Source organism: Mycobacterium genavense ATCC 51234 (assembly GCF_000526915.1).
Lineage (GTDB): Bacteria > Actinomycetota > Actinomycetes > Mycobacteriales > Mycobacteriaceae > Mycobacterium > Mycobacterium genavense.
On the sequence record NZ_JAGZ01000002.1, the window covers coordinates 172578 to 196899 of the forward strand.

General features: G+C 66.1%; 18 protein-coding genes and 8 pseudogenes. 8 read left to right on the forward strand and 18 right to left on the reverse strand.

Translation table 11 applies throughout. The features are described 5' to 3' along the window. Positions 1-245 precede the first annotated feature (245 nt). A pseudogene (locus T428_RS34060) lies at positions 246-485 on the reverse strand (PPE domain-containing protein); the annotation flags it as partial. Between the two features lie 371 nt (positions 486-856). Then, positions 857-4372, reverse strand: a complete 3516-nt coding sequence (locus T428_RS35280; protein ID WP_025735684.1) for a PPE family protein — start codon at positions 4370-4372, stop codon at positions 857-859. A gap of 357 nt (positions 4373-4729) precedes the next feature. Here T428_RS35280 and T428_RS34080 point away from each other — a divergent pair. After that, positions 4730-4941: pseudogene (locus T428_RS34080) on the forward strand (NADH-quinone oxidoreductase subunit NuoN); the annotation flags it as partial. Here T428_RS34080 and T428_RS0105510 read toward each other — a convergent pair. The 8 genes and pseudogenes from T428_RS0105510 to T428_RS0105550 all read right to left on the reverse strand — a co-directional run bounded on the left by T428_RS0105510 (position 4868) and on the right by T428_RS0105550 (position 12439). Further along, the gene (locus tag T428_RS0105510; protein WP_245604801.1) at positions 4868-6526 is read right to left on the reverse strand and encodes a GMC family oxidoreductase; all 1659 of its coding nucleotides are present in this window, start codon (positions 6524-6526) and stop codon (positions 4868-4870) included. The pseudogene T428_RS34080 and the gene T428_RS0105510 sit on opposite strands and share 74 nt — an antisense overlap. Before the next feature lie 128 nt (positions 6527-6654). After that, positions 6655-7104 carry a hypothetical protein gene (locus tag T428_RS0105515; RefSeq protein ID WP_036467387.1) on the reverse strand — a complete coding sequence of 150 codons (450 nt, stop codon included), beginning with the start codon at positions 7102-7104 and terminating at the stop codon, positions 6655-6657. 2 nt (positions 7105-7106) lie between these two features. Next, positions 7107-8372, reverse strand: coding sequence for a DUF58 domain-containing protein (locus tag T428_RS0105520; RefSeq protein WP_025735687.1), 1266 nt, complete (start codon positions 8370-8372; stop codon positions 7107-7109). 7 nt (positions 8373-8379) lie between these two features. Beyond that, on the reverse strand, positions 8380-9342 hold the full coding sequence (locus T428_RS0105525) for an AAA family ATPase (protein ID WP_025735688.1): 963 nt from the start codon (positions 9340-9342) through the stop codon (positions 8380-8382). 26 nt (positions 9343-9368) lie between these two features. Then, a pseudogene (locus T428_RS34085) lies at positions 9369-9848 on the reverse strand (hypothetical protein). Continuing rightward, the gene (locus tag T428_RS0105540) at positions 9845-10735 is read right to left on the reverse strand and encodes a DUF4129 domain-containing protein (RefSeq protein ID WP_245604802.1); all 891 of its coding nucleotides are present in this window, start codon (positions 10733-10735) and stop codon (positions 9845-9847) included. The pseudogene T428_RS34085 and the gene T428_RS0105540 overlap by 4 nt, the downstream one beginning before the upstream one ends. Before the next feature lie 235 nt (positions 10736-10970). Further along, entirely contained in the window at positions 10971-11840 is an 870-nt protein-coding gene (locus tag T428_RS0105545) for an SDR family NAD(P)-dependent oxidoreductase (RefSeq protein ID WP_025735690.1), read from the reverse strand. Continuing rightward, on the reverse strand, positions 11837-12439 hold the full coding sequence (locus tag T428_RS0105550; RefSeq protein WP_025735691.1) for a TetR/AcrR family transcriptional regulator: 603 nt from the start codon (positions 12437-12439) through the stop codon (positions 11837-11839). Before T428_RS0105550 ends, T428_RS0105545 begins: the two co-directional genes overlap by 4 nt. A gap of 42 nt (positions 12440-12481) precedes the next feature. Between T428_RS0105550 and T428_RS25870 the strand changes: the two are divergent. Beyond that, positions 12482-13613: pseudogene (locus T428_RS25870) on the forward strand (phosphotransferase family protein). After that, a pseudogene (locus tag T428_RS25875) lies at positions 13613-14727 on the forward strand (Rv3169 family protein). Before T428_RS25870 ends, T428_RS25875 begins: the two co-directional pseudogenes overlap by 1 nt. On the opposite strand, the gene T428_RS0105565 reads toward T428_RS25875, so the two are convergent. From T428_RS0105565 to T428_RS25885, 7 genes and pseudogenes are all read right to left on the reverse strand, one after another. Next, a complete protein-coding gene (locus T428_RS0105565) occupies positions 14682-15401 on the reverse strand; it encodes a GntR family transcriptional regulator (RefSeq protein WP_025735692.1) in 720 nt (239 codons plus the stop codon). The pseudogene T428_RS25875 and the gene T428_RS0105565 sit on opposite strands and share 46 nt — an antisense overlap. 17 nt (positions 15402-15418) lie before the next feature. Beyond that, entirely contained in the window at positions 15419-16558 is a 1140-nt protein-coding gene (gene nnhA / locus T428_RS0105570) for a 2-nitroimidazole nitrohydrolase (RefSeq protein WP_169733618.1), read from the reverse strand. Between the two features lie 91 nt (positions 16559-16649). Beyond that, positions 16650-17069: pseudogene (locus T428_RS33465) on the reverse strand (5,10-methylene tetrahydromethanopterin reductase); the annotation flags it as partial. Further along, positions 17070-17656: pseudogene (locus T428_RS33470) on the reverse strand (cytochrome b/b6 domain-containing protein); the annotation flags it as partial. Positions 17657-17667: 11 nt separating this feature from the next. Beyond that, positions 17668-18135 carry a hypothetical protein gene (locus tag T428_RS0105585; RefSeq protein WP_025735696.1) on the reverse strand — a complete coding sequence of 156 codons (468 nt, stop codon included), beginning with the start codon at positions 18133-18135 and terminating at the stop codon, positions 17668-17670. A gap of 28 nt (positions 18136-18163) precedes the next feature. Then, entirely contained in the window at positions 18164-19390 is a 1227-nt protein-coding gene (locus T428_RS0105590; RefSeq protein WP_025735697.1) for a CaiB/BaiF CoA transferase family protein, read from the reverse strand. A gap of 101 nt (positions 19391-19491) precedes the next feature. Continuing rightward, positions 19492-20019 (reverse strand): enoyl-CoA hydratase/isomerase family protein, encoded by a 528-nt coding sequence (locus tag T428_RS25885; protein ID WP_211243894.1) that lies wholly within the window; start codon positions 20017-20019, stop codon positions 19492-19494. 12 nt (positions 20020-20031) lie between these two features. Here T428_RS25885 and T428_RS33475 point away from each other — a divergent pair, with 12 nt between their 5' ends. From T428_RS33475 to T428_RS25900, 5 genes and pseudogenes are all read left to right on the forward strand, one after another. After that, positions 20032-20205, forward strand: a complete 174-nt coding sequence (locus tag T428_RS33475) for a hypothetical protein (protein ID WP_211243895.1) — start codon at positions 20032-20034, stop codon at positions 20203-20205. A gap of 114 nt (positions 20206-20319) precedes the next feature. Next, entirely contained in the window at positions 20320-20910 is a 591-nt protein-coding gene (locus T428_RS0105600; RefSeq protein ID WP_025735698.1) for a TetR/AcrR family transcriptional regulator, read from the forward strand. Further along, positions 20907-21362, forward strand: a complete 456-nt coding sequence (locus tag T428_RS25890) for a lipocalin-like domain-containing protein (RefSeq protein ID WP_036467214.1) — start codon at positions 20907-20909, stop codon at positions 21360-21362. Before T428_RS0105600 ends, T428_RS25890 begins: the two co-directional genes overlap by 4 nt. Before the next feature lie 144 nt (positions 21363-21506). Then, complete coding sequence (locus T428_RS25895; protein WP_051465135.1) at positions 21507-22469, forward strand: sensor domain-containing protein; 963 nt, start codon at positions 21507-21509, stop codon at positions 22467-22469. Between the two features lie 100 nt (positions 22470-22569). Further along, positions 22570-23540 (forward strand): annotated as a pseudogene (locus tag T428_RS25900) (aldo/keto reductase). Position 23541: 1 nt separating this feature from the next. Here the strand turns inward: T428_RS25900 and T428_RS0105620 are convergent. Further along, positions 23542-24309, reverse strand: coding sequence for an SDR family oxidoreductase (locus tag T428_RS0105620; protein WP_025735699.1), 768 nt, complete (start codon positions 24307-24309; stop codon positions 23542-23544). Positions 24310-24322 lie beyond the last annotated feature (13 nt).

Here is a 24322-nt window from a genome sequence, read left to right on the forward strand (position 1 = left end):
TATACTTAAATAAGTGCGGCTGCCGGCGTGGAATCCGTCCACATCAATGACGGTCGCACCGGAGCGGTCACCCGTCGGGCCACTCAAACCCGTTGCTGCAGAAGGGAATTGTACCCAGTTAGTCAGCGGTGTATGAGAGCGCCTGTAAGAGTCTCGACGATCAGGGTGTCGCCGGAGCCGATGGTGTAGGTGTCACCTTCGCCGATGTGGAGGACTTGGCCGTCGCCGATGTAAGTGGTCGTGCCGGTGCTCTCGGTGCGGGCCGCATTGCCGGCGGCTTGGGCGACCGCACGGGCCTGGTCGGTCTGTGCGTCCTGGTTAGTGGTCTGCGGCGGTTCGTCGAACGCGCCGAGTGTGCTCGCGGACTCCGAAGCACTCGCATAGCCATACACCGCAGCCGCGTCTTGAACCCACATCTGCACGTATTCGGCTTCGGTCGCCGCGATCGCCGGCGTGTTCTGGCCGAAAAAGTTCGTCGCGGTCAGTCGGCGCTGTATGAGAACGCATCCCAGGCATCCAACAGGGCGTCGACGTTTAACTGGGGTTGAATTCCCGAGGTTCCGGATAACCCGGGCGCGGCCAAGGCGCTGAGCCCTGGAGGCCCCGCAGGGGTCGGCGGAGCCGGTGGCATCCCGGGCGCCACGGTAACCAGGCCGATCAAGCCGCCGCGCCCGACGGAGCCGCCGGGGCCGACGGTAACGATATCGCCGGGTCCGATGGCAAGGGTGCCACCGGATTCGACCGGGACGGTGCTGCCGGCGTTGACGGTGAGATAGCCGCCCCCGTCGATGGCAAGGGTGCCGCCATCACCGACGGTCAGGGTGGTGCCGGGGTTGAGCGTAATGGCGCCGCCGGATTAGACGGTCAAGGTGCTGCCGTAATAGACGATGAGTGTGCCGCTGTTGGTCAGAGTGCCACCGTTGGTCAAAGTTCCGGCGTCGAAAAGGGCCCCTCCGGCGTGGATGGCCAGGGTGCCGTCGGGTTGGACGGCGAGGGTGCCGAAGTCGCTAAGCGTGCCGTAATCGTTGAGCACGCCGCCGGTGTTGACCGTGAGAGTGCCGTAATCGCTGAGCGTGCCGTAATCGCTGAGCACGCCCCCGCCATCAACCGTGAGGGCCCCGTAGTCGTTGAGGGCTGCGCCGGTGTCGATCGTCAGGGTGCCGTGGTCGCTGAGGACGCCGCCCGGGTCGACGCTCAGGGTCCCGGAATCGGTAAGTGTGCCACCGCTGTTCACGGTGTGAGTGCCGTAGTCGTCGAGGACGCCCCCGGATTCGACGGAGACCGCACCGCCGTCGTTGAGAACGCCACCGGTGTCAACGGTGAGGGTGCCGGAGTCGTTGAGGAGGCCCCCGGAGTTGAGCGAGATGGTGCCACCGCCGTTCACGGTGAGAGTGCCGGTGTCGTTGAGGGTGCCGTTGCCGTTTACGTTGAGCGTCCCCTGGTCGCTGATGAGACCGCCGGTGTTGGTGAGGGTGCCGTAGTCATTGAGGCTGCCGCCGGCGTTGACGTTGAGGTAGCTGCTGGGGCTGACGTTGAAGTTGCCGCCGTCGGTGATGGTGAGGGTGCCGTAGTCATTGAGGCTGCCGCTGTCGGTGAGACTACCGCTGTTGATCAGGGTGCTGCCGGAGTTGAGGTTGAGGGTGCCAGCGTTGTCGAGAGTGCCGGTGTTGGTGAGGTTTCCGTTGTTGATCAAGCTGGCGCAGATCCGCGAGTCGATGCTGACAGCACCGGCGTTGTTGAAAGTGCCGGCATTGGTGAGGGTTCCGCTGTCGGTGAGGGTGCCGCCCGGGTTGACGTTGACACTACCGGCGTTGGCGAGGGTACCGCCGGGTTGGACTGTGACGGTACCGTCATTGCCCAGCGTGCCACCGGATTCGACGGTTAGGGTGCCGTAATCGCTTAGCGTGCCACCGGATTGGACAGTCACGGCGCCGTAATCGTTCAGCGCCCCGTTGTTGGTGAGGGCGCCGGAATCGGTGAGGGTGGCGCCGTTGTTGACGGTCAGGGTGCCGCTGTTAGTGAGCGAGCCAGCGCTTTGGACGTTGAGGGTACCGCCGTCGGTGAGCGTGGCGCCGTCGTGGACGGTGAGAATACCGGCGTCGTTCAAAATGCCGCCGTTGATGGTGAGGGCGCCGCCGCTCTCGCCGGGGGTGCTCGATTGGACGCTGAGGCTGCCGCCGCTTTGGATGGTGAGAATGCCGGAGTCGTTGAGGGCGCCGCCAGTATTGACGGTGACGACGCCGCTGTTGGTGACGCTGCCGCCGTCGGCGACGTTGAGGGCGCCGTTAACGGTGAGGCCGCCGCTGTTGGCGATGGTGCCGCCGTCGGCGACGTTGAGGGTGCCGCTGTCGGTGAGGCTGCCGCTGGCGTTGACGGTCAGCATGCCGCTATCGGTGAGGGTGCTGCCGGCGTTGACGGTCAGGGTGCCGCTATCGGTGAGGGTGCCACCAGAGTCGATGGTGAGGGCGCCACCACTGCTGACGTTGAGAGTGCCCAAGTCCGTCAAGGTGCCGCCGCTATTGATAGTCAGGGTGCCGGAATCGGTGAGAGCGCCGCCCGAGCTAACGGTGAGAGTGCCCGAGTCGGTGAGAGTGCCGGAATTGGTGAGGGCACCGCCACCGCTAATCGTGAGAGTGCCGCCGTCCATGAGGGTGCCGCCGGCGTCGACGTTGAGGGTGCCGCTGTCGGTGAGGACACCGCCAGCGTCGACGGTCAGCGTGCCGCTGTCGGTGAGGACGCCACCACCGTTGATGGTCAGGGTGCCGCTGTCGGTGAGGACGCCACCACCGTTGATGGTCAGGGTGCCGCTGGGGCCGACTGTGAGGCCGCTGTCGGCGTTGAGGGTGACGGTGCCTCCACTGTTGACGGTGAGGATGCCGTCGGCACCAACGGTAAGGATGTCGTTGTTGGTCAGGGTGCCATCGGCGCCAACGGTGAGGATGCCGCCGGTATTGATGTTGCCGCCGACCGTGATCCCGGCGTCGTTGGTGAGGGTGCCGCCGGAGTCGACGGTCACGGTGCCGCTATCGGTGAGGACACCGCCGGCGTTGACGGTCAGCGTGCCGCTATCGGTGAGAGTGCTGCCGTCGCCGACCGCGACGGTGCCGGAATCGGTGAGAGTGCCGCCGGAGTAAACGGTGAGGGTACCGCTGTCGGTGAGCGTGCCGCCGCTATTGATAGTCAGGGTGGAGTCGGAGTTGATGGTGACGGTGCCAGAGGAGGCGAGGGTGCCGGAATCGATGAGAGTGCCGCCGTCGGCGACCGTGAGGGTGCCGCCGGAGGAGACGGTGAGGCCGCCGCCGGAGTTGATACTGACAGTTCCGTAGTCGGTGAGGGTGCCGCCATCGGTGAGGATGCCGCTGATGTCGTCGATAGTGCCGCTGATGGTGAGTGTGCCGGTGGGGTCGACGGTGACGGTGCCGCCGCTGTCGATGGTGACAGTGCCGCTGTCGATGGTCAGGGCACCGCGGTCTGTGAGGGTGCCGTCGATGGTGAGGGTGCCGGAGTCGGTGACCGTAAGAGAGCCGCCGTTGGTGAGGGTGCTGGCGTCGCTGAGCGTGACGGTGCCGTAGTCGGTGAGGATGCCGCCGTTGTTGAGGGTGCCGTCGACGGTGAGGCTGCCGGCGACGGTGAAGCTGCTGCCGGATTCGACGATGACGGTGTCGCCGGCGCCGATGGTGTAGGTCTGGCCAGAGACGATTGTGAGGGTCTGGCCATCGCTGATGGTGGTGGTGGTACCGGAGTTGGCGGTTGAGCTGAGTTGCTGTGTGAGTGTTTGGGTTTGGGTGCTGGTGGTGTTGGCGGTGGCTTGGGCTACGGCGCGGGCCTGGTCCGTCTGCCCGTTCTGGTTGGTGGTCTGCGGCGGGTCATCGAACGCGGCCAGGGCGCCCGCAGTCATGGAGTCGGCGGCGTAGCCGTACATTGCGGTGACGTCTTGAACCCACATCTGCATGTATTCGGCCTCGGTGGCCGCGATCGCCGGGGTGTTCTGCCCGAGGAAGTTGGTCGCGACCAGCGTCATCAGCTGCGCGCGGTTGGCCGCGATCACCGGCGGGGGCACCGTCATCGCGAACGCCGTTTCGTACGCCGCCGCCGCACCATAGGCCTGGGCTGCAGTCTGCGCCGCCGCAGCCGCACTCGCTTGCAACCATTCCACATAGGGCGTCGCCTCGGTGGTCATCGCTAGCGATGCCGGGCCGGACCACACCGGTCCGGTCAGCCCCGCGATCTCCCAGGAGTGACCGGCCGCAGCGGATTCCAGCTCGGCGGCCACCGCGTCCCAACCGGCCGCGTTCGACAGCACTGGACCCGCCCCGGGCCCGGTATACACCAACTCCGAGTTGATCTCGGGCGGCAACAACCCAAAATCCATGGCTCTGTTTCCCTTCCAGCCATGACGACATGCTTATTCGACGGAACGGCTGCGACGGGTCATGTCCCAGCCTTGCGGGACGGAATGACATGCGCCTATCCGCTTCTGCACCTTGTCGGATCCGTGCTGGTCCAAATATACGGGCATGCACGTATGGCAGCAATATATACTGAAATAAATTGGGTGTCGTGCAGCTGCCTCGGGGCCGAAGAGCAGTCAGTTCAAAATGGACGCGCTAGACCGCAGCCGCCCTACAGCGCCACCAAGCCGTCCTGAGGACAACGATGCCGCGACCAACCCGACGCCAGTAAAGCCAATGGCGCCAATGATTGTCGGGCAGCCCTCCGGCACGGCCTCGCGGCGCAGGGCGGCGCTGTGCCGTTGGTCATCACCGGTGGGATCGCCAGCGGGATCGCCGCCTACTTCGAGGCCCGGGTGATCAAGTTGTCGCGCTGACCGTGCTGAGCAAGATCGTGATCGCGCTGTGCGCCGCGATCACCGTGATTCTTGAGGTCTTCCCGCAGCCACTGCTCGACCTCGCGGATCATGCCGCGCGGTTGCTGCAGTAACACCGCGACTCACGGGCGCACCCATTATCAGATCGGATGCCTTCTCCCCGATCATGATTGCCGGTGCATGGGTGTTGCCGGCGGTGATCGACGGCATGACCGACACGTCGGCGACCCGCAAGCCCGCCACGCCACGCACCCTGAGATCCGGTGTTACGACGGCGTCGTCGTCGACGCCCATCCGGCACGTCCCGACTTGATGGTGGTAGCTGCCGACGGCACGCCGCACGTATGCGCGCAGGTGATCGCGCGTGCGTGCTGCCGGTCCGGGTGCGACCTCGGCGTAGCGCCACTCGTCGAAGGCGGCACTGGCCCCTATCTCGCGGCAGATCTCCACCGCGTCGACCAGCGCTTCGACGTCGTAGGGTTCGGCCAGGACATTCGGATCGCACCGCGGCGCGGCCGCTGGATCGGCCGAGACAAGCCGCAGGATGCCGCGCGACCGAGGACGGATGATGCTGGGCGCGATCGTATATCCGTTGCGCGGCACGGGATAGCCCTCGGCCGGGTACACCAGGTGCATGAACAACGGCTGCAGATCGGGCCCCGGACCACGCCAGTACGCGGTGGAGGTGAACAGTTGGCACTCAAGCAGGTTGTGGTGCGGCGGTTCCATCGGCCGCGCCGCCTCGTAGATGTTGCTCACCAGCAGGTGGTCGTGCAGGTTCTCGCCCACCCCGGGAAGATCGACAGTGGCCTTCACGCCGATTTCGGTCAGGTGCTCGGCGGGTCCGATGCCACTGAGCATCAACAGCTTCGGTGAGCCCACGGTGCCCGCGCACAGCACCACTTCACTGTCGGCCGACGCCTGAAGAATCTGCCCGCGCGCCGAATACTGCACCCCGACCGCGCGGCCACCGCGAATGACGGCATGGTGCACCAGCGCCCCGGTGGTCACGGCCAGGCGCGGATTTCCCCGCACCGGAGCCATGAAACTGCGCCACGCGCTGGCCCGGCGACCGTTGCGGGTGGTCACTTGGCTGTAGCCGACACCGGCCTGCCGCGGCCCGTTGAAATCATCGATCACCGGGTGCCCGAGGGCACTCGCCGCGTCGATGAACGCGACCGATGTCGGGTTCGGTCGGGTGATGCGCTCGACCGGCAGCGGTCCGCCCGCTCCGTGCCACCGGCTGGCGCCGTCCACGTGGTCCTCCGAGCGCAGAAACAACGGAAGTATGCTCTCGAAATCCCAACCCTTACAACCGAGTTGGGCCCACTCATCGTAGTCGCTGCGGTGCCCACGGATGTAGATCTGGCCGTTGAGGGAGCTGCTCCCGCCCAACACCTTTCCCCGCAGCCAATACAGACGCCGATTGTTGGCGTGTCGTTGCGGGGTAGTCATGAAAGCCCAGTCCTGCCCGCTGTGCAGTAATGCGGGCCATCTGGAACTGATGTGGATATCGGGGTTGATGTCGGCGGGGCCGGCCTCCAGCACATGCACCGAATACCCACGGTCCAGCAATCGGCGCGCGACCACACTGCCGGACGCGCCCGCGCCCACCACGATGAAGTCGGTTGTGTGTGTTCGGTGGCTCACCATGGCTCCCTTGTCTGACGGCGTCTCGTCGACACCGGGTGCCGCCACATCCTGCTTATCGGCACAGCGCGCGGCCAGGACAAAAAACCTTGCAGGTACGTCAAACCACCAAGGAAAACAGCCAAATCCAGCGCATACTCGTGATGACTCGCGGCGTTGTCAGGCCCAATGCGTGATCAGCCCAAGAACGGGCGGGTAGCCAACAGGTAGATCGCCAACACCGCAAGCGGGGCCGCCAGCGGTACCCAGGGCAGCCGCAGCGGGAACGACATGGCCACCGCGCCCACCACGGTAAAGCTTACGGCGCCAACAAGTGTCGGCCAACTTGCCATGACGACCGCATCCGACATCCCCGCCGCGTGGCGCGAGACCAGATAGCCGGCCGCGCACAGCCCCGAAAGCAGCGCGAACACATAGGAGCGATCGGAGACGACGATCACAATCACGCACAGCAACACGGCAACCGTTGCGGCGGGCCGCAACACGACCCCGACGCCCACAACGACCAGCGCCGTCATTCCGGCGGCCACCTCCGGCCCGTGGGTGCCCACCGCGGCCAGGCCGACCATCAGCAGACCGAATATCGTTGCCCAAGCGTGGATCCCGAATCGTGCACCGAATGACATCACTACCCCCGCAGCCGTCCACACACCCGGTGACGGCGATCCGGCATCACACCCATCGACTGCTCGAGGGTGTGATCTGCCTGCCAGGAGACGATGTCGACACCGATCGTCGCCATGTCGCGATACATGGCCGAGCGCTGCAACGCCCACAGCCGATCCACCAACGGGTCTTGATCGTCTTCGAACGGCGAGACGTCCAGGGTGTCGACCGCGATCACGACATCGCCGCGCTTGCGCAAATCGATGAGCGCCAGCGCGAATTCGGTGTCGAGCAGGGTGGAGAACGCGATGACGATGGCCCCGGCCGGGACGGCCGCACGCGGCGCCAGTGTTCCGGTGGTGTTCTCGAATCGATCGCCGGCGCCGAGCACGGTGTCCAGGACGCGATAGAACTGCCGCTGACCGATGTCGGCGCCGAGCCAGCGCGGCCGATGTCCGCCGAGCGCGACGATTCCGGCGCGATCGCCGTAGCGCAGCGCGGTCTGCACTACCTGAGCCGCACCGCGCACCACTCGTTCGGTGGCATCGGTCGCCGGGCTCGCCGGCTGCCGGTACCCGTCGATCAGTACCACCACGTCGGCGGCGCGGTCGGTCAGACGCTCCGTGACATGCAACTGGCCACGACGCGCGCTCACCGGCCAATTCACCGCTCGCAGTTGGTCACCTGGAACATACGGACGGATGTCGGCATACTCGACGCCGGGGCCGACATGCCTGGTCAGGTGGGCGCCGAGCCGGTCGAGTAACTCGGTTCGCGGGATGGGCGTCGACTGCGGCGGTGTCAGTGGAAACACGATCACATTGGCGACGTCGACGATCGCGGTGCCGGTGACCAGCCCGCCGCGCGCGACCGGGTCGACGCGAGCGGGGATCGAATAGTTTCCCCACCGCTGCGCCACGGCCGCAACCGTTTTGGCGTGCGGGGAAGCCGCATCGAGAACTTCGAGCGCCATGCTCTCGACGGCGGGAACGGTGAGCTCCGCTGTCCACGCCCGGTCCGCACCGGCGGCCTCGGTCACCGACAGTGTCACCCGCGCCTGCTCCCCTTCGAAGCATCGCTGCGACTCCGGTTGCCCGCGCACGTGGAACGTCGGCACGGGTTGCTGCCAGCTGATCGAACACAGCACGCCGAGCAGAGGAGCCGCGAACGCGATGAGCTGCCAATGCGCGCCGATCACGGTGGCAACGAGCGCGACACCCGCACAAGTCGCGATGGCCCGTGTCAATGGTGATGCGCGCCAGCGGAACTCGGCTTCGTGGCCGTTCATGGCGGGCTCATTTGGTGCCCTCGTTGGCGCGAGGCACCGGCAAGCGCCGCAACAGTTCGCCGACGACGTCGGCGCCCTGAATCTTGCGCACCCACATCTCCGGGCGCAGCGTGATCCGGTGCACGACCGCCGCGATGGCCAGAGCCTTGACGTCTTCCGGGATCACATAGTCGCGGCCGAGCAGCAGCGCACGAGCGCGGGCGAGTTGAACCAGGTCGAGTTCGGCACGCGGGCTGGCACCGACGGCGACCTGCGGATGGCGCCGGGTGGCGGTGGCCAGTGACACCACGTAGTGCAGGACATCCTCGTGCACCGTCACCCGCTCGACGGATTCGCGCATCGCCAGCAGATCCTGGGCTTCGACGATCTGATTGACCGTCGGCTCGGCTGAGACACGATCGAGACGGCGACGCAGCATGGCCGTCTCGTCGCGTTCGGACAGATAGCGCAGCTCCAACCGCATCGCGAATCGATCCAGCTGCGCCTCCGGCAACGGGTAGGTGCCCTCGTATTCGATCGGGTTGTCGGTCGCCAGAACGATGAATGGTGTTGGCAGCTTGTGTGTTTCGCCGTCGATACTGATCTGGCCCTCGGCCATCGCCTCGAGCAGTGCGGCCTGGGTCTTGGGTGGGGTGCGGTTGATCTCGTCGGCAAGCAGCAGGTTGGTGAAGGTCGGGCCGGCGCGGAACGCGAAACGCCCCGACTGCATGTCGTAGATCGTCGAACCGAGCAGGTCCGCCGGCAACAGGTCCGGTGTGAACTGCACCCGGGTGAACCGCAGACCCAGCGCGGCCGCAAAGGATCTCGCGATCAGCGTCTTGCCCAGTCCCGGCAGGTCTTCGATGAGTACGTGGCCACGTGCCGGCACCGCGGTGAGGATGAGGGTCAGCGCCGAACGTTTGCCCACCACCACGCGTTCGATTTCGTCGAGCACCGCCTCGTAGTGTGCGGTAGTGGTACTGGCGGGCATCGCGGCCGGCATCGTGGCGCCCCCTGTCATACCTGCTCCAACCTCCGGAAAATCTCTTCGAACACGGCCCGGCCGGGGCCGGGCTGGTGATCAACAACACGCCTGATATTGTTGGGATTTACCCATTCCCACAGCTCGGCGCCGAACAGCATGCGCCCGGTCGATTGAAACGCCGCCGGTTCTTGGCAAGTCGCTGGCCGGTCGCCATTTCGTACCGGCGAGCGAGCATCGCACGCAGATGTCGATCCCAGTCCGCGCGCGTGGACTCCGACCAGCGAATCGTCGTCTCGGTGGTGGCAAGCCAGCGGCGCAACGAATCACCGAGATCGTCGATCCGGGTCAGCCGCGAGTTCTCCCCCGTGTCCCAGCAGCCGACGAACGTCGAGCAGTACCAGCGCCAGGGCGACCCCTGAGACCACAGACACCACGGACCGCTCCCGCACGATCAGCACCAGCAGCTCCGACCCTACGATGAAGCAAACACCCAGAGCTATCAGCCTTTTCATACCGCACTCCGTAGCTCGGCAAGAACCAGCTGCAGCACCCCGACCGCCGCGTCGCGATGACCCTCGCTCATCACATGAGGACTGAACCGCGCCTCCTCGAACAGGTTCACCAGTTGAACGGCGTTATCGATATGCAGCGCATGGCGTTCCACCGCGCGGGCCAATACCTCGGTCGGGGTGTCGAACTCCTGCGGGGCGGCTCCGGGAACCCGCGCGAGCTCACGTTCCATCGCGGCGTAGCACACGATGATCGCCTCGCGCGGTTCGCGACTCGGGTCCGCCATTTCGGCCAATCCCAGTTCGGCGGCCCGCACCAGGGATTCCGAACGGGCTGCCGGCGGCGCATATTCGGCGTCATCCTCGGCAACGGCGTGCAGCACCGCGGCGCGGAATCGCCGCCGCGACATGATAAACGACGCGACGACGATCAGCAGCATCATCGGAACCGTGGCGCCCAGCAGGATGCCCAGCATGTCGCCGCGGTCGTGGTGCGCAGGCCGGTGCTGTGGCGGCGCAGGCGCGGCCGGCTGGGGCGGTGCGCCGGCATCCTGCTGCATGGGCGGCACCCCATGCGGCACCCACCAGCGGGACAGCAGCATCGCGATCAACAGCCACGCGCCAATCACCGCGAGCCCGATCAACAACACGCGCCAACTCGGTCGGCCGCGGCCGGTGCCGAGCATCCCGGAGATATCGCCCGTTCTCGGCGCCATCGCGCGTGGATCGCGTAGTCGCGCGATGACCGCGACCGCGAGCAAGGCGATTGCCGCACCCAGCAGAACGACGACGAACACCAGCGCCGCGCGGCCACTACCTTCGGCGTGTGTCGCACCACCGCGAGCCGGGAGGTATCCGCGCAGGGCAGCGGCAACGACGATCAACAGCACGATGAGCGCAACGACGCGCCCTGTCGGCTTATCGGGCTTCTGGCCACACCACTCGCCGGTTTTCCTATGCCGTTGCGGCACAGGCCTGATCCATACTTGCACGTCAGGCCGTCGTGTGACCAGGGTTCGCCGGTATCCCGCGAACGTAAGCGCACTGCGAAATCGAGCCAGCTATTTCGCAGTGCGTATTCCCCCGCGAGCGGGAGGTGCCCCCAGCTCGCGAGCGGGCGTTGTTCTAGACAGGATCGAAGGGCCGGAAGCTGCCGTCGAGAACCTCGTGGTGGCCGATGGTCCGCCCGGTGACCGTCGCGGGGTCAACGAGCGCCAATTGCACTGCCGCCAACACGAATTCATCTTCGGTTGCGGTGTCGCCGAAGGCCGTGGCGTAATACGACAGGCCGGGCGTCATGATCGGCTTCGACGGTGCCAGCGCGTTGACGGCGATGTTGTGATCGGCCAGATCGAACGCCGCGCACTGGGTCAGATGCTCGAGTGCGGCCTTGGAGCCTCCGTAACCAGGTAAGACACCACCGCTGCGATCGGGATAGGGTCCGTCGCCGGGTAACCGCGACGCCGCCGAAGTGATGTTGATGACGGAGTTACCACCGGCGGTGATCATGTCCGGCGACACCAGCTGCATCAGCTCGTAGGTCGCAAACACCGCGATGTCGAAATGGCGGCGAAAAGCGGACAACGGCGTGCTGACGAACCCCGGCCAACCGGGTTTGGCGGCGCCGGCCGGTTTGGCGGGCTCCACCCGCGGCGGCCCACCGGGCACCGGCGGGCGCCCCGGCGCGGTGAAGGCCGCGTTGTTTACCAGAATTGTGATGGACCCCAACGCATCTCGCGCTTCAGTCACCAGCCGGGCGACGTCTTCTCGGTCGGTCAGATCGGCACGGACAGCCGCCGCGCGCCCGCCGACCGCCGCGATGGCGGCCACGGTCTCGCCGATGGTGCCCGGCAGCCGGTCATCCCACACCTGCTCGGTGCGCCCGGCCACCGCCACCGTTGCGCCCTCGGCGGCAAGCGCCAGCGCGATCGCCCGGCCCAGCCCGCGGCAGCCGCCGGTGACGATCACCGAACGCCCCGCGAGTCGTCGCGTCATCGCGTCACCCCGTGCACGACGATGGCGGTGATCTGGTCCACCCACGCCTCGTCCAGCTTCTCGTCCGGGCGCAGCAGCATCCGCAGCATGGTCGCTCCCCCGATCAGCTCGATCAACCGGTCCGGGTCGACGTCAGGATGCGCTTCACCTCGGTCGACGGCCTCGCGCAGCCGCACCTGGACCGCCGCGAACAGGTCGGTGAAACGCGACATCACCCGGGCGTTGAGTTCGGGATCGGCCGACATATCCGCCACCAGCCCGGGCAGCGCGGCACGCACCACCGGGCTGGTGAAGACGTCCCGCGCCGCCGCGATCATCATCCGCAGATCGGCGGCGAAGTCACCGGCCGGCGTCTCCAGCGCGCTGGGCGCCGTCGGGAACGCCGTTTCGTGCACCAGTTCGGCCTTGCTCGACCACCGGCGATACAACGCCGATTTCGTGGTGCCGGCCTGCTCGGCTACGGCGGCCAGGGTGAGATTCGAATAGCCGATTTCCACAAGCAGTTCCGCGGTGGCCGCGAGGATGGCAGAGTCAATACGCGGATCCCGGGGGCGCCCAGCACCTGGGGCCTTGTCAAGGTCGGACGGGTCTGCTTTCATAACGCGACCTACCGTATCGTAATTGCCGCGAAAGGTCTCGCCGTGGCCAATGAACCTGTGCTCGACAACGTCGACCGACTGCAGCGCTTCAGCCGCGATGTCACGACGCTGCCGGCGGTGATGTCGAAATGGCTGTCCACCGTCCTGCCCGACGGCGCGAAACCCGACGTCACGGTCGAAAGCGGCATCGATTCGACGGGCATGTCCTCGAAGACCATCATCCTGACCGCGCGGTGGCAGGAGGACGGCCAGCCGGTCGAGCAGAAGCTGGTGACGCGTGTAGCGCCCAGCGCCGAGGACGTACAGCTCTTCCCCACCTACCGACTTGATCACCAATTCGAAGTGATTCGCAAGGTCGGCGAACTCACCGACGTCCCGGTACCGCCGGTGCGTTGGCTTGAGCCCTCCGGCGAAGTGCTGGGCACACCGTTTTTCGTGATGGACTACGTCGACGGCGAGGTGCCACCCGACGTGATGCCCTACACCTTCGGCAACAACTGGTTCGCCGATGCGGCCAAAGAGCGGCAGCGCGAACTTCAGGATGCGACCGTCGGCGTGCTTGCCAAGCTGCACTCAATCCCCAACGCGGAGGGCATATTTGGATTCCTCACCGAGGGTAAAGGTGAGACCGCGCTGCGCCGACACTACAACTGGGGTGCGGGACTGGTACGACTTCGCGGTGCCCGACATCGGCCGGTCTCCGCTGTTGGAACGCAGCTTCACGTGGCTGGAGGACAATTGCCCGACGGCAGTGGACGCGGGTCAGCCCGTGCTGCTGTGGGGTGACGCCCGGGTGGGCAACGTGCTCTACCGCACTTCCAGCCGGTGGCGGTACTGGACTGGGAGATGGTGACGTTGGGCCCGCGTGAGCTCGACGTCGCGTGGATGATCTACGCACATGGTGTTCCAGGAGCTCACCGGACTTGCCGGATTGCCGGGACTGCCCGACGTGATGCGCGAAAAGGACGTCCGCGCCACCTACCGGCGACTGTCCGGCGTGGAGGTGGGCGACCTGCGTTGGTTCTACGTGTACTCCGGCGTGATGTGGGCGTGTGTGTTCATGCGCACCGGCGCTCGGCGAGTGCACTTCGGCGAAACCGAGAAACCCGACGATGTCGAGTCGCTGTTCTACCACGCCGGGTTGATGAAACGTCTTATCGGAGAGGACCAGTAATGCTCGGACCGCTCGACGAGTACCCGGTACACCAGATTCCCCAGCCGGTCGCCTGGCCCGGTTCCTCGGACCGCAACTTCTACGACCGGTCCTACTTCAACGCCTACGACCGCACCGGAAACATCTTCGTCATCAGCGGCATCGGCTACTACCCCAACCTCGGCGTCAAGGATGCCTTCGTGCTCGTCCGGCGCGGAGACTCGCAGACCGCGGTGCACGTTTCTGACGCGATCGATCAAGACCGGCTCAACCAGCACGTCAACGGCTACCGCGTCGAGGTGATCGAACCGCTACACAAGCTGCGCATCGTCCTCGACGAAACCGAAGGCATCGCAGCCGATCTCACCTGGAAGGATTTGTTCGACGTCGTCCAGGAACAGCCGCACATCCTGCGGTCGGGCAACCGGGTCACGCCGGACGCCCAGCGGTTCGCGCAACTGGGCACCTGGAGCGGACACCTCGTGATCGACGGCGAGGAGATCACGGTCGACCCCAACACCTGGCTGGGCAGCCGCGATCGGTCCTGGGGCATCCGACCGATCGGTGAGGCCGAACCGGCCGGACGGCCTGCCGATCCGCCGTTCGAGGGATGTGGTGGCTCTACGTGCCAATGGCTTTCGACGACTTCGCCATCGTGCTGATCATTCAGGAGGAGCCCAACGGGTTCCGCTCGCTCAACGACTGCACCCGGATCTGGCGCGACGGTCGCGTCGAGCAGCTGGGCTGGCCGCGGGTCAAGATCCACTACACGTCGGGCACCCGCATTCCGACCGGCGCCACGATCGACGCGACCACCCCGGACGGCTCCCCCGTGCGCTTCGACGTGGAGTCCAAGCTGCCGGTACCGATTCACGTCGGCGGCGGCTACGGCGGCGATTCGGACTGGATACACGGCATGTGGAAGGGCGAAAAGTTCGCCGAACGTTTGACGTACGACATGACCGACCCGGCGATCATCGGGCGCGCCGGCTTCGGTGTGATCGACCACGTCGGTCGCGCGGTCTGCATCGAGGGCGACAAGCCTCCGGTCGAGGGCTGGGGCCTCTACGAGCACGGCGCGCTGGGCCGTCACGACTCGTCCGGATTCGCCGACTGGTTAACGGTTGCGCCGTAACCCTTTTCGCGTCGTACGGCGACGGGAGTCGGGCTGCCGTGACAGTAGGACAGCACGTGCTCGCGGACCAGCGCCTCGACGTTCGGATCGCGTGTCGCGAAAGCTTCCACGATCGCGGTGTGGTCGTCGGCGTTGGCATGTAATTCGGTGCGCAGCAAGCGGATCGACAGATTCGTCCACACCTCGATGCCGAGCGATTCCCAGACCGCCAGCAGAACCCGGTTGCCCGCGGCGGCCACGATCTCACGGTGAAAGGCGACACCGGCCCAAACCTGCATGCCGATGTCGCCCAGCTCCGCTGCCTCGCGAAGCTCGTCGGCATGCCGCTGCAATGCGGTCACGTCGCCGGCGAGTTTGTCGACCGCGACCGAGGCGGCGAAACCTTCCAGCGCCGCTCGCACCGGATACATCTCCAACAGATCATCCGGGCCGATGTCGCGGACCCGAGCGCCCTTGTTCGGCACCGAGCTGACAAGGCGCAGCGCCTCCAGATCCCGCAGGGCCTCCCGCACGGGCGCCTGGCTGACGTCCAGCTCGGCGGCGACCTGCCGTTCGACGATCCGGTCGCCGGGCTGCCAACGACCGCTGATCAGGCCGTCGAGCAGCACACCCAAGATCTGTTCGCGAAGTGGCTGACCACGAACTTCGGCGCGAGCGCCGGGAGTGTTGGACACCGTTTAACTCTAGGGCTCTACCGCCAAACCCGGTTCCGAACGTCCTGAAGAGTCGGGCCCGGCTCCCGGTTGATCTGCATTACGCGGCATTTGATGCCTCCGCATACCTTGCGAATCTCGGTGCCGGTTACCTCGATGACCTCCACGCCGGCAGCGCGGATCTTCGCGTTCGTCACGTGGCAGTCCGCGTGTGCGATCACCTTTCCGAGTTCCAGCAACAACACGTTGCAGGGCGCGAGAAAGTCGCGCTGTTCCCGCGCGTCGGCCTCGATCAGCTCGAAGTTGTTGTCGTGCAACCAGGTACGTGCTTCCCAGTCAAGTGCCGCCGGCGAGACCACCAATTTTCCGACGTCGATCGCGTTGATGTTGATGTCCGGGTGAGCGCAGGCGCCGGTGGCTTGGTTGAAGAAGTTCTCCACCGCGGGCCGCAGTTGAAGATTGTGGAACTCGTCGGTGCCGCTGGCCTTGGAGATGGCATTGACGAATTGGTCGGTTCCGCGCTGATCGTATGAGGCCGACAGGCAGGTGACCAACACCTCCTCGGCGATCATGTTGCACGCCCTCGGCTCCATGGCACCTTCGGTGATCGCGACAAGCGGCGGGATGTTCAGTGTGTTCCATGCCCATTTGGCGAGGTACTCGCTGACCCCGACCATGCCGGGCAGGAATCCGAAACGCGAGATCACCGAGCCCCCGCGCCAGATCGAGCCCCACGACAGGAACACATGCCCCATCAGCGGCCCGTACGGATTGGACGGCTCTTCCGGGTAGTCGATCCAGTGCACGGTGATGCCGTTGTTCTCGAATGCCGTTGACAGTTCTTCGGTTTCGCGCTGAAATGCCGTCAGGTCGACCGGATTACGATCCGGCACGCCCATGAGCCCTTGGAAAAACGCGGGATTCTCCTTGTACTGGGAGCTCTGGTCGTGCAGCGTGTGCTTGGTCGGGATGTGCAGGGCAACCTCGGTGAGCCGACCGATTCCGTTGAAACCGAACGAACGCCCGGCCACGGCCTCGGCCTGGTACGTGCGGTAGTCCGCCTCGTGCGTGGCGCGCACGAACTCGTAGGTGCTGATCCCTTCCCGATACTGCGGGATATCCGTCAGCCGCCAATCGTCGTAGGCGCGGGTGGACTGGGGCGTAACAGTTGCTGTCATCGGTTCCTCGGCTCGAGTGGGACGGACCTTTCCCGGTGACTTTGATCGATGATCGATCATTTGTCAAAGCAGACGTCGACGATGCGGAGGTTCAGCGGCGGTAAGCCGCGCCCGGATGGTCAGCCGGCAATAGCGGTCCGGCCCCGCCCAGCCGTTCACGCAGGGTGCCGCGTGCCACGTGCTCCGGCAGCCGGCCGCGTCGACGCAGCTCGGGCACGACCAGTTTCGCGAAGTCGACGAAGGTGCCCGGCGTCGTCACGTAGGCGATGTTGAAACCGTCCACATCGGCCTCCTCGACCCAGCGCTCGAGTTCGTCGGCGACCTCGGTGGGTGAGCCCACCAGCACCGGGCCGCGACCGCCGATACCGATCTCTTCGGCCAATTCCCTTGCCGTCCAGGTTCTCTCGTCGGTGGTGAACGAGGCCAGCGCCGAGCGGTTGGCGTCGGTCTCGCTGTAGCGCAACGGATCGTTGTCGCCAAGCTCGGCCAGGTCCACCCCGGTCCAGCCGCCTTGGCGTCCACCGAGAAGCCTTACAAACCAAGGGAATCTGGCCTCGATCGCCGGCGACTGCGCCGCCCCGGTGAGGATCTGGAACGGGGCGAGCAGGAAAACGACAGCCGCGTAGGTGAGCTTCTGCATGGCGTCCAACGGTTCGCCGGGCAGCAGCGGGGGCAGGTTAAACGTCGCGTAGGTGACGATGTCATTCCAGGCTCGGTGAAGATCGACCACGAGTAGGGCCAATACCGGTGTCATTGGCCCGTGGCGAACAGCAGGATGTAGTAGGACAGTCCGACCGCAATCCAACCGATCACCGAGACGAAGTGCCAGTGGCGTCCCATGCCGAGTTTCTTGTGCCCGGGCAGGGCGACCAGCGCACTGTAGTCCTCTTCCTCGTCGAGGGTGTCGTAGAGCTTGTCGTTCGGCATCTTCTTCGGGGTGAACCGTGCCCATTCGGTCCCGGGCCTGCTATCGTCGTGCCAATACAACTTGGGATGGGTGGACAGGATTTCGATGCCGCTGCGCAGCAACAGCGTCAGGAATAGCACATTGAGCCAATGGTCGACGCGAAGCCAGGCCGGGTAGTCGAGCGTCGTCATGTCGCGACCGATCAATCCGTCCAGTGCTGCCGTTGCGGATAGGCGACATTGATCCCCAGCAGCACGGTCGCGTGCAGCGCGACGAAGGCACCGGCGAAGGCCAGTGCGAAGGTGGCCGGCGCGAAGTCCCACCGGCCGGTGATCGCCGTCATGCCGGTCAGCCTCGCCATCCGGGTGCCGACGTCGGCGCCGAGCACGGCAAGACACAGCAAGCTGCCGAAACGCCAACCCGAGTGGGCCACCAGGGAATTGCGTCCGAAGTAGAGGACGCCGGCGAGCAACACACAGCCGACTGCCACCACCGTGGCGTAGATCGTGAAGTAGCCGGGCGGCGCCGGCTGGCTGAGCGCAGCGTAAAGGTGCGTCGCGGCATTACCCGACAGCAGCAAAACACCCAAGCCCGTCACCGTCCTGGGCAGATCGAACGCGACGTACCCACCGAGTCTGAGCGTTCGAGATAGCCGGCTGCGAAGGCTCACCGCCGCGGCGTACCCGTGAGCGGCCGGCTCAAACGAATGCCGACCGCGCGGGTTCGATCAGCGCCCCGGATTGCACCAAAGCCTCGATCTCGTCTGCGGTCAGCCCGATCTCTTTTAGGATTTCTTCGTTGTGCTCGCCCTGGCGGGCGGGCAGTTGGCTGCTCAGGGTGTCGTCGTGGCCGCTGAAGTGCCAGGGCGGTGCGGGGATGGTGATGCTGCCGCCGTGCCGGTCGGACACTTCGCGGGTGACGCCCCAGCCCTTGGCCCAGTCGGTTTCGCTGAACTCGACCATGTCACGCAGTTGACCGGTGGCGATCTTGGCCTCGTCGAACTGCGCGTCCAGCGAGTCCATGGAATCGAAGGTATAGATCCAGGTCTGCACGATCTCGTGCAGTGCTGCCAGGTTCTGGCGGCGTAGCTCCGGCGTACGGAACCGCGGGTCGTCACCGAGATCGGCGCGCCGCATCGCGTGCAGGTAGAACGGGAAACTCATGCTCCCCACCAGGCTCATCGGCGAAACGAACTGGTGGCCTTCGGGACTGGTGAAGAACACGCAGTCGGTGGCACCCAGGATCGGTGTTTCCTCACCGAGGTCGACGTCCGAAAGGTCATAGTGCACACGCTCGTTGAGCGACGTCAGGACCGCCGCCATCGCAACGTCGACGTAGCGTCCCTCGCCGGTGATTCGCCGATGCTGCAAGGCCGCCAAGACCGCGATGGCGGCATGCAGGCCCGCATAGATGTCGCCGTGTGACAACGAGTCCGACCGGCGATCGACACCGTCAACCCCGAACTGGCGCAACGTGTTCTGGGTGAACCCGACCTCGGCCTGCACGGTGGGCGCGTACGCCATGCGTGTTCGCCACGGCCCCGTCTGTCCGTAGCCGCTAATCGAGGCGTAGACGACGGCGGGGTTGCGCGCCGCCACCGACTGATAGTCCAGGCCCAATGACGCCAGCGCGCCCGGGCGGAAGTTCTCGACGATGATGTCGGCGGTATCGCACAACCGCAGCACCGCGTCGCGCGCGTCGGGCACGTTGAGGTCGATGCTCAAGTTGCGCTTGCCCGCGTTCTGTTGCGCGTAGTAGCCGCTGATCTCGTCCTGGCGCGGAAACGCCAGGCGGCTGATGTCGCCGTGGGGTGGTTCGATTTTGATCACCTCGGCGCCCAAGTCGAGTAGATGCTTGGTGCAGTGCGGACCGGCCAACACCCGGGTAAAGTCGATCACCCGGACACCGTCGAGCGGGAGCGTCATGGTCACCGCCCCCCGAACCGCGCGGCGCCGGGACCTTCGGCGGCCAGCGAGGCCAGCCCGATCCTCAGGTCCTCGGATCTCCAGATGTCCTTCTGCAACTCTTACATCGCCTCGTCGATCTCCGATACGCCGTGCGAGATAGCGTGCGAGACAATGGCTTTGGTGGACGCATGGGCGACGGTCGGCCCGTTGGCCAGCTCCTGGGCCAGCGCGGTGGTCACCGCTGCGAGTTGTTCGTCGGCGACCACGCGGTTGATGATGTTCCACCGTTCCAGCGTGCGGGCGTCATAGCGACGGCCCAGCAGCGCCATCTCCTTGGCCCGCGCCGCGCCGGCACGCTGGGTGATCCGCTGAATACCCCCCATCAACGGGTTCAACCCGAGCGATGCCTCGATGTTGCCGATCCTGGCCGACTCGCTGGCCACGATCAGATCACAGGCCATCGCCAACTCCAGACCGCCGCCCAGGCAAACACCGTGCACGGCGGCGACGATCGGTATCGGGAGCGCGTCGAACGCGCGCAGCAGTTCGAGAACAGGAAGATCCGGGGTCTCGCCACGCTCGGCGCTGTCGAACAAGGTGACGTCGGCGCCGGCGCAGAAATTGCACAGGCTGCTGCGCAGCAGCATCGCGCGGGCTCGTTGCTCGGTCGCCCAGCGGATCCCGTCGAGCAGCGCGTCGAACAGTGCGGTCCCAAGAAGTTGTGCGGGGCGTGCTGCATGGTGAGCACCGCGACGTCGCCATCCATCTCGCGCGCCACCGGTGACGAGTCCCGGTTCGGCGCATGCACCGGCGGTATCGCGCCGGCCGGCTGATCCAGCTCAGTCATGAACTTCTCCCATCTTTCTATGTCGGTCGTCTTACTTAATATAAACACCACAGTAAGGCTGATTATCGGATATAGTCAAGAACTATGTATGATGGACGACATGCCAAAAAGGAGTGACAGCAAGGACCGGATGATCGCGGCGGCCCGACGGCTGTTCCGCGAGCACGGCTACTTCGGCACCGCACTGTCCGACGTCGTCGCGGAGAGCTCGGCGCCGCGCGGATCGCTGTACTTTCACTTCCCGGGCGGCAAGGAAGAACTCGCCACCGAGGTGGCCCTCGTGCATTCCGCCGACACCATCGCCCACATCAACCGGGCCGCGGGCACCACGGGCACGGCGGCCGAGCTGCTCGCCGCGTTCATCGGCCGCCTCCGCGACGAACTCATGGCCAGCGACTACCGCGAGGGCTGCGCCGTCGCACCCATCGTCATCGAATCCACCCCGGCCTCGGTCCAGCTTTCCGACACGGCCCGGCGCGGCTTCGGCGACCTGATCGCCACGCTGGCGGCTCGTCTGGCCGAGAAGGGCATACCCCAAGACGGTGCCAGGCAACTCGCCGTGAACGCCGTCACCGCCATGGAAGGGGCTCTGATACTCGGCCGGGTGCTGCGCAGCCCCGAGCCGTTCGACGCCGCCATCGCCGCCCTCACCGCGAGCGCCGAGGTGGCAGCGGGGTCACCGGCCCGATGACGACAACGACAGCAGAAGAGTTGCGCACCAAGCTGATTGGCGCCTGGACCCTGGAGTCGTACGAAAGCTGCGCGCTGGACGGGTCCGACATGACCTACCCACTGGGCGTCGATGCCCGCGGCGTCATCATGTACATTCCGGACGGCTACATGTCAGCCCAGCTGATGCGCGCCGACCGAACGCCGTTCGACCGCGACGATCCGCATCACGCGCCTGACGACGAGCTGGCCGCCGCGGCCGGGGGATACATGAGCTATGCCGGCCCGTTCTCCGTCGTCGACGACGGCCTGATCGCCCATCATGTCGAAGTCAGCTTGCTGCCCAACTGGATCGGGGGGATCCAATACCGCAAGGCCCACTTGCGGGACCGCTACCTGAAACTCGGCCCGCCCGAACCGATTGTGCTCAACGGTGTGCCGCGCTACGCCAGGCTGGTGTGGCGGCGCAGCTGACGGCAAACTACCAATGGCCTAGGTCCCGGTACTAAAGTCTGGGCAGGATCCCAGACCAAGGAGGCCCAGACGAACCCTCAGGATCCGTTCGGACACAATCCCTTTAGCCCCTTTAGCCCCTTTAGCCCCTTTAGCCCAGAATCCTTGAGCTACGATCCGTTGGGCCGCGCCCCCGACGCCCCACCGCCGGTCTTCGTGCCCCCACCCCCGCCGCCGCCCCCGCCGGTCAACACGTTCGCGACGCTGTCGGTGGTGTTCGCGTTCGTGTTCGCCCCTGTCGGAGCGATTCTCGGGCATCTCGGCCTGGCGCAGATCCGGCGCACCGGCGAGCTCGGCCGTGACCGGGCACTCGTCGGGTTGTCCTTGTCGTATGCGTTCATCACCCTCACCGTCATCGCCGTGGCGGCGTGGGCCACGCTGTCCACCCTGGCCGTGTCGCGGCCGCACCAGAGCGCCGCGCCGGCTATCACGGCCACCCCCGGCACCAGCACCGAACCGCCGCCGAAGGTGGCACCCGACGACGTGATTGAGCTGCTGCCCAAACTGGAGGCCCTGAAAAGCCTCACCAACGACCAAAACCTGGAGGCCGGCCCAACCTGGGATCGGCCGGGTAAAAGCGATACGGACGCGGCGATCGATCGTCCGCAGTGCTGGGGCGCCGTGATGCCCGGCGCCCCGGAGGCCTACGACCTCAAGGCCATGCTGCGCTACCGCGCGGAGGCGTACTCCGACACGCAAACCCTGTTGAAGTCGATCCAGGTCATCCAAGCGGTCATGGCGTTTCGGGACTCGCCGACCGCGCAGGCACAAGTGACGGGGTTGGTCGACGGCTGGCGTGAGTGCGGTGGGGCGCCGGTGACACTGACCGCCCACGGCGGGCCCACCTACCAGCTGTCGCTCAGCCCACCCGCCGATGCCGGCAATGGCATCACCACGATGGATCTGGCACCCAAGGGCCTGAAGGTGCGCTTTGTCCGCGCGGCGGCGGCCAAAGCCAACGTCGTCGTCGACCTGTACGTCGTCAACCTCGGCACCACCGACGCCGGCGGCGCCCGACAAACCGCCGTCAGCATCGCCAACTACATCCTCACCAAGATCCCCGACTAGCCGAAGTGGCCGGCGTGGGGCCGATGGACGAGGGGGTTCGGCGTACGTCGGGCCCACGCTCGGCGCCCGGTGCGGTGCCTACCGCAGTACGGTGAAACACATGAAATATCTCGACGTCGACGGAGTGGGGCAAGTCAGCCGGATCGGGTTGGGCACCTGGCAATTCGGTTCACGCGAATGGGGTTACGGGGACGAGTACGCCGCCGGCGCCGCCCGCGACATCGTGCAACGCGCTCGCGCGATGGGTGTGACGCTGTTCGACACCGCCGAGGTGTACGGGCTGGGCAAAAGCGAGCGGATCCTCGGCGAGGCGCTCGGTGACGAGCGGACCGAGGTGGCGGTGACCAGCAAGATCATGCCGATCGCACCCTTCCCGGCGGTGATCAAGCAGCGCGAGCGGGCCAGCGTGCGGCGCCGCAGCTCGACCGCATCCCGCTCTACCAGATCCACCAGGCCAACCCGGTGGTCCCCGACACGGTGATCATGCCGGGCATGCGCGACCTCCTCGACAGCGGTGACATCGGCGCCGCGGGCGTCTCAAACTATTCGCTTGAGCGCTGGCAGAAGGCCGATGCCGCGCTCGGCCGTCCGGTCGTCAGCAATCAAGTCCACTTCTCGCTCGCCTTTCCCAAGGCGCTCAAGAACCTGGTGCCGTTCGCCGAGCGGGAGAACCGCGTCGTGATCGCATACAGCCCGCCGGAGCAGGGGCTGCTGGGCGGCAAGTACAACGTCGACAACCGGCCCGGCGGCATCCGCGCGATCAACTCGCTGTTCGGCACGGAAAACCTGCGCCGCCTCGAGCCGTTGCTGCAGTTGTTGCGCGACGTCGCCACCGAGGTCGACGCCAAGCCGGCGCAGGTGGCGCTGGCCTGGCTGATCAGCTACCCGGGCGTCGTCGCCATTCCGAGTGCATCCAGCGTCGAACAGCTCGAGTTCAACGTGGCCGCCGCCGATATCGAGCTGCCCATCGCATCCCGCGACGCGCTCACCGAGGCCGCCCTGGCGTTCCGGCCGGTGTCGCCGATTCGCTTCGTCACCGACCTGGTGCGGGAGAAGGTCGCCGGTCGTTGAGCTATGACTGATTGGCCTCGGCGAACGCGGCGGGGCTCGACGGCGCGCCGCGGGCAACCACGAGCGGCATCGACGTCGAGGCGTTGGTGCGCAGGATCGTGTGGACCACGTCGATCAGGTCCTCGACGGGCATCAACTTGCCCGGCATGCAACCGCGCGAGACCCAGAGCGGATAGGCCTGCATGGTGAGGTCCATATCCCAGCCGGCGTTCATCCCGGTCGCCGCCTCACCCTCGCCGCCGGCGCACTCCCCGACGATCAGGTTGGTGAACCCGACGTCGAGGTGTTCGGCACGCCACGCCTCGACGAGTCGTTCGAGGGCCGCCTTGCTGACGCCGTAGGCGCCCAGCCCCGGCCACACCGGACCGTACGGGCCCGCGTCGGAGGACAGATAGACCACCTTGCCCGCCGACTCGGTCAGGTGGGTCATCGCCGCCGCGGTTACCAGCGAGGCCCCGACCACGTTGGTGTCGAAGATGCGGCGCCACGTTTCGGCATCGGTGTCGACCATGCGGACCAGCGGGCTGATGGCGGGGGTGTACACCACGTTGTCGATGCCGCCGAACGCGTCGGCGACGTCACCGATGGCCGACCGGCACGACGCCTGGTCGGTGATGTCGCACTCGACGGCGATCGCGCCCGACCCGGCCTCCTGGGCGGCCGTTTCCAGGCGCGCACACCGGCGGGCCAGCAACGCGACCCGATCGCCGCGCTGGGCAAGCCCGATTCCGATACAACGCCCAAGACCATTTGATGCGCCGACCACCACTGTCCGTGACATA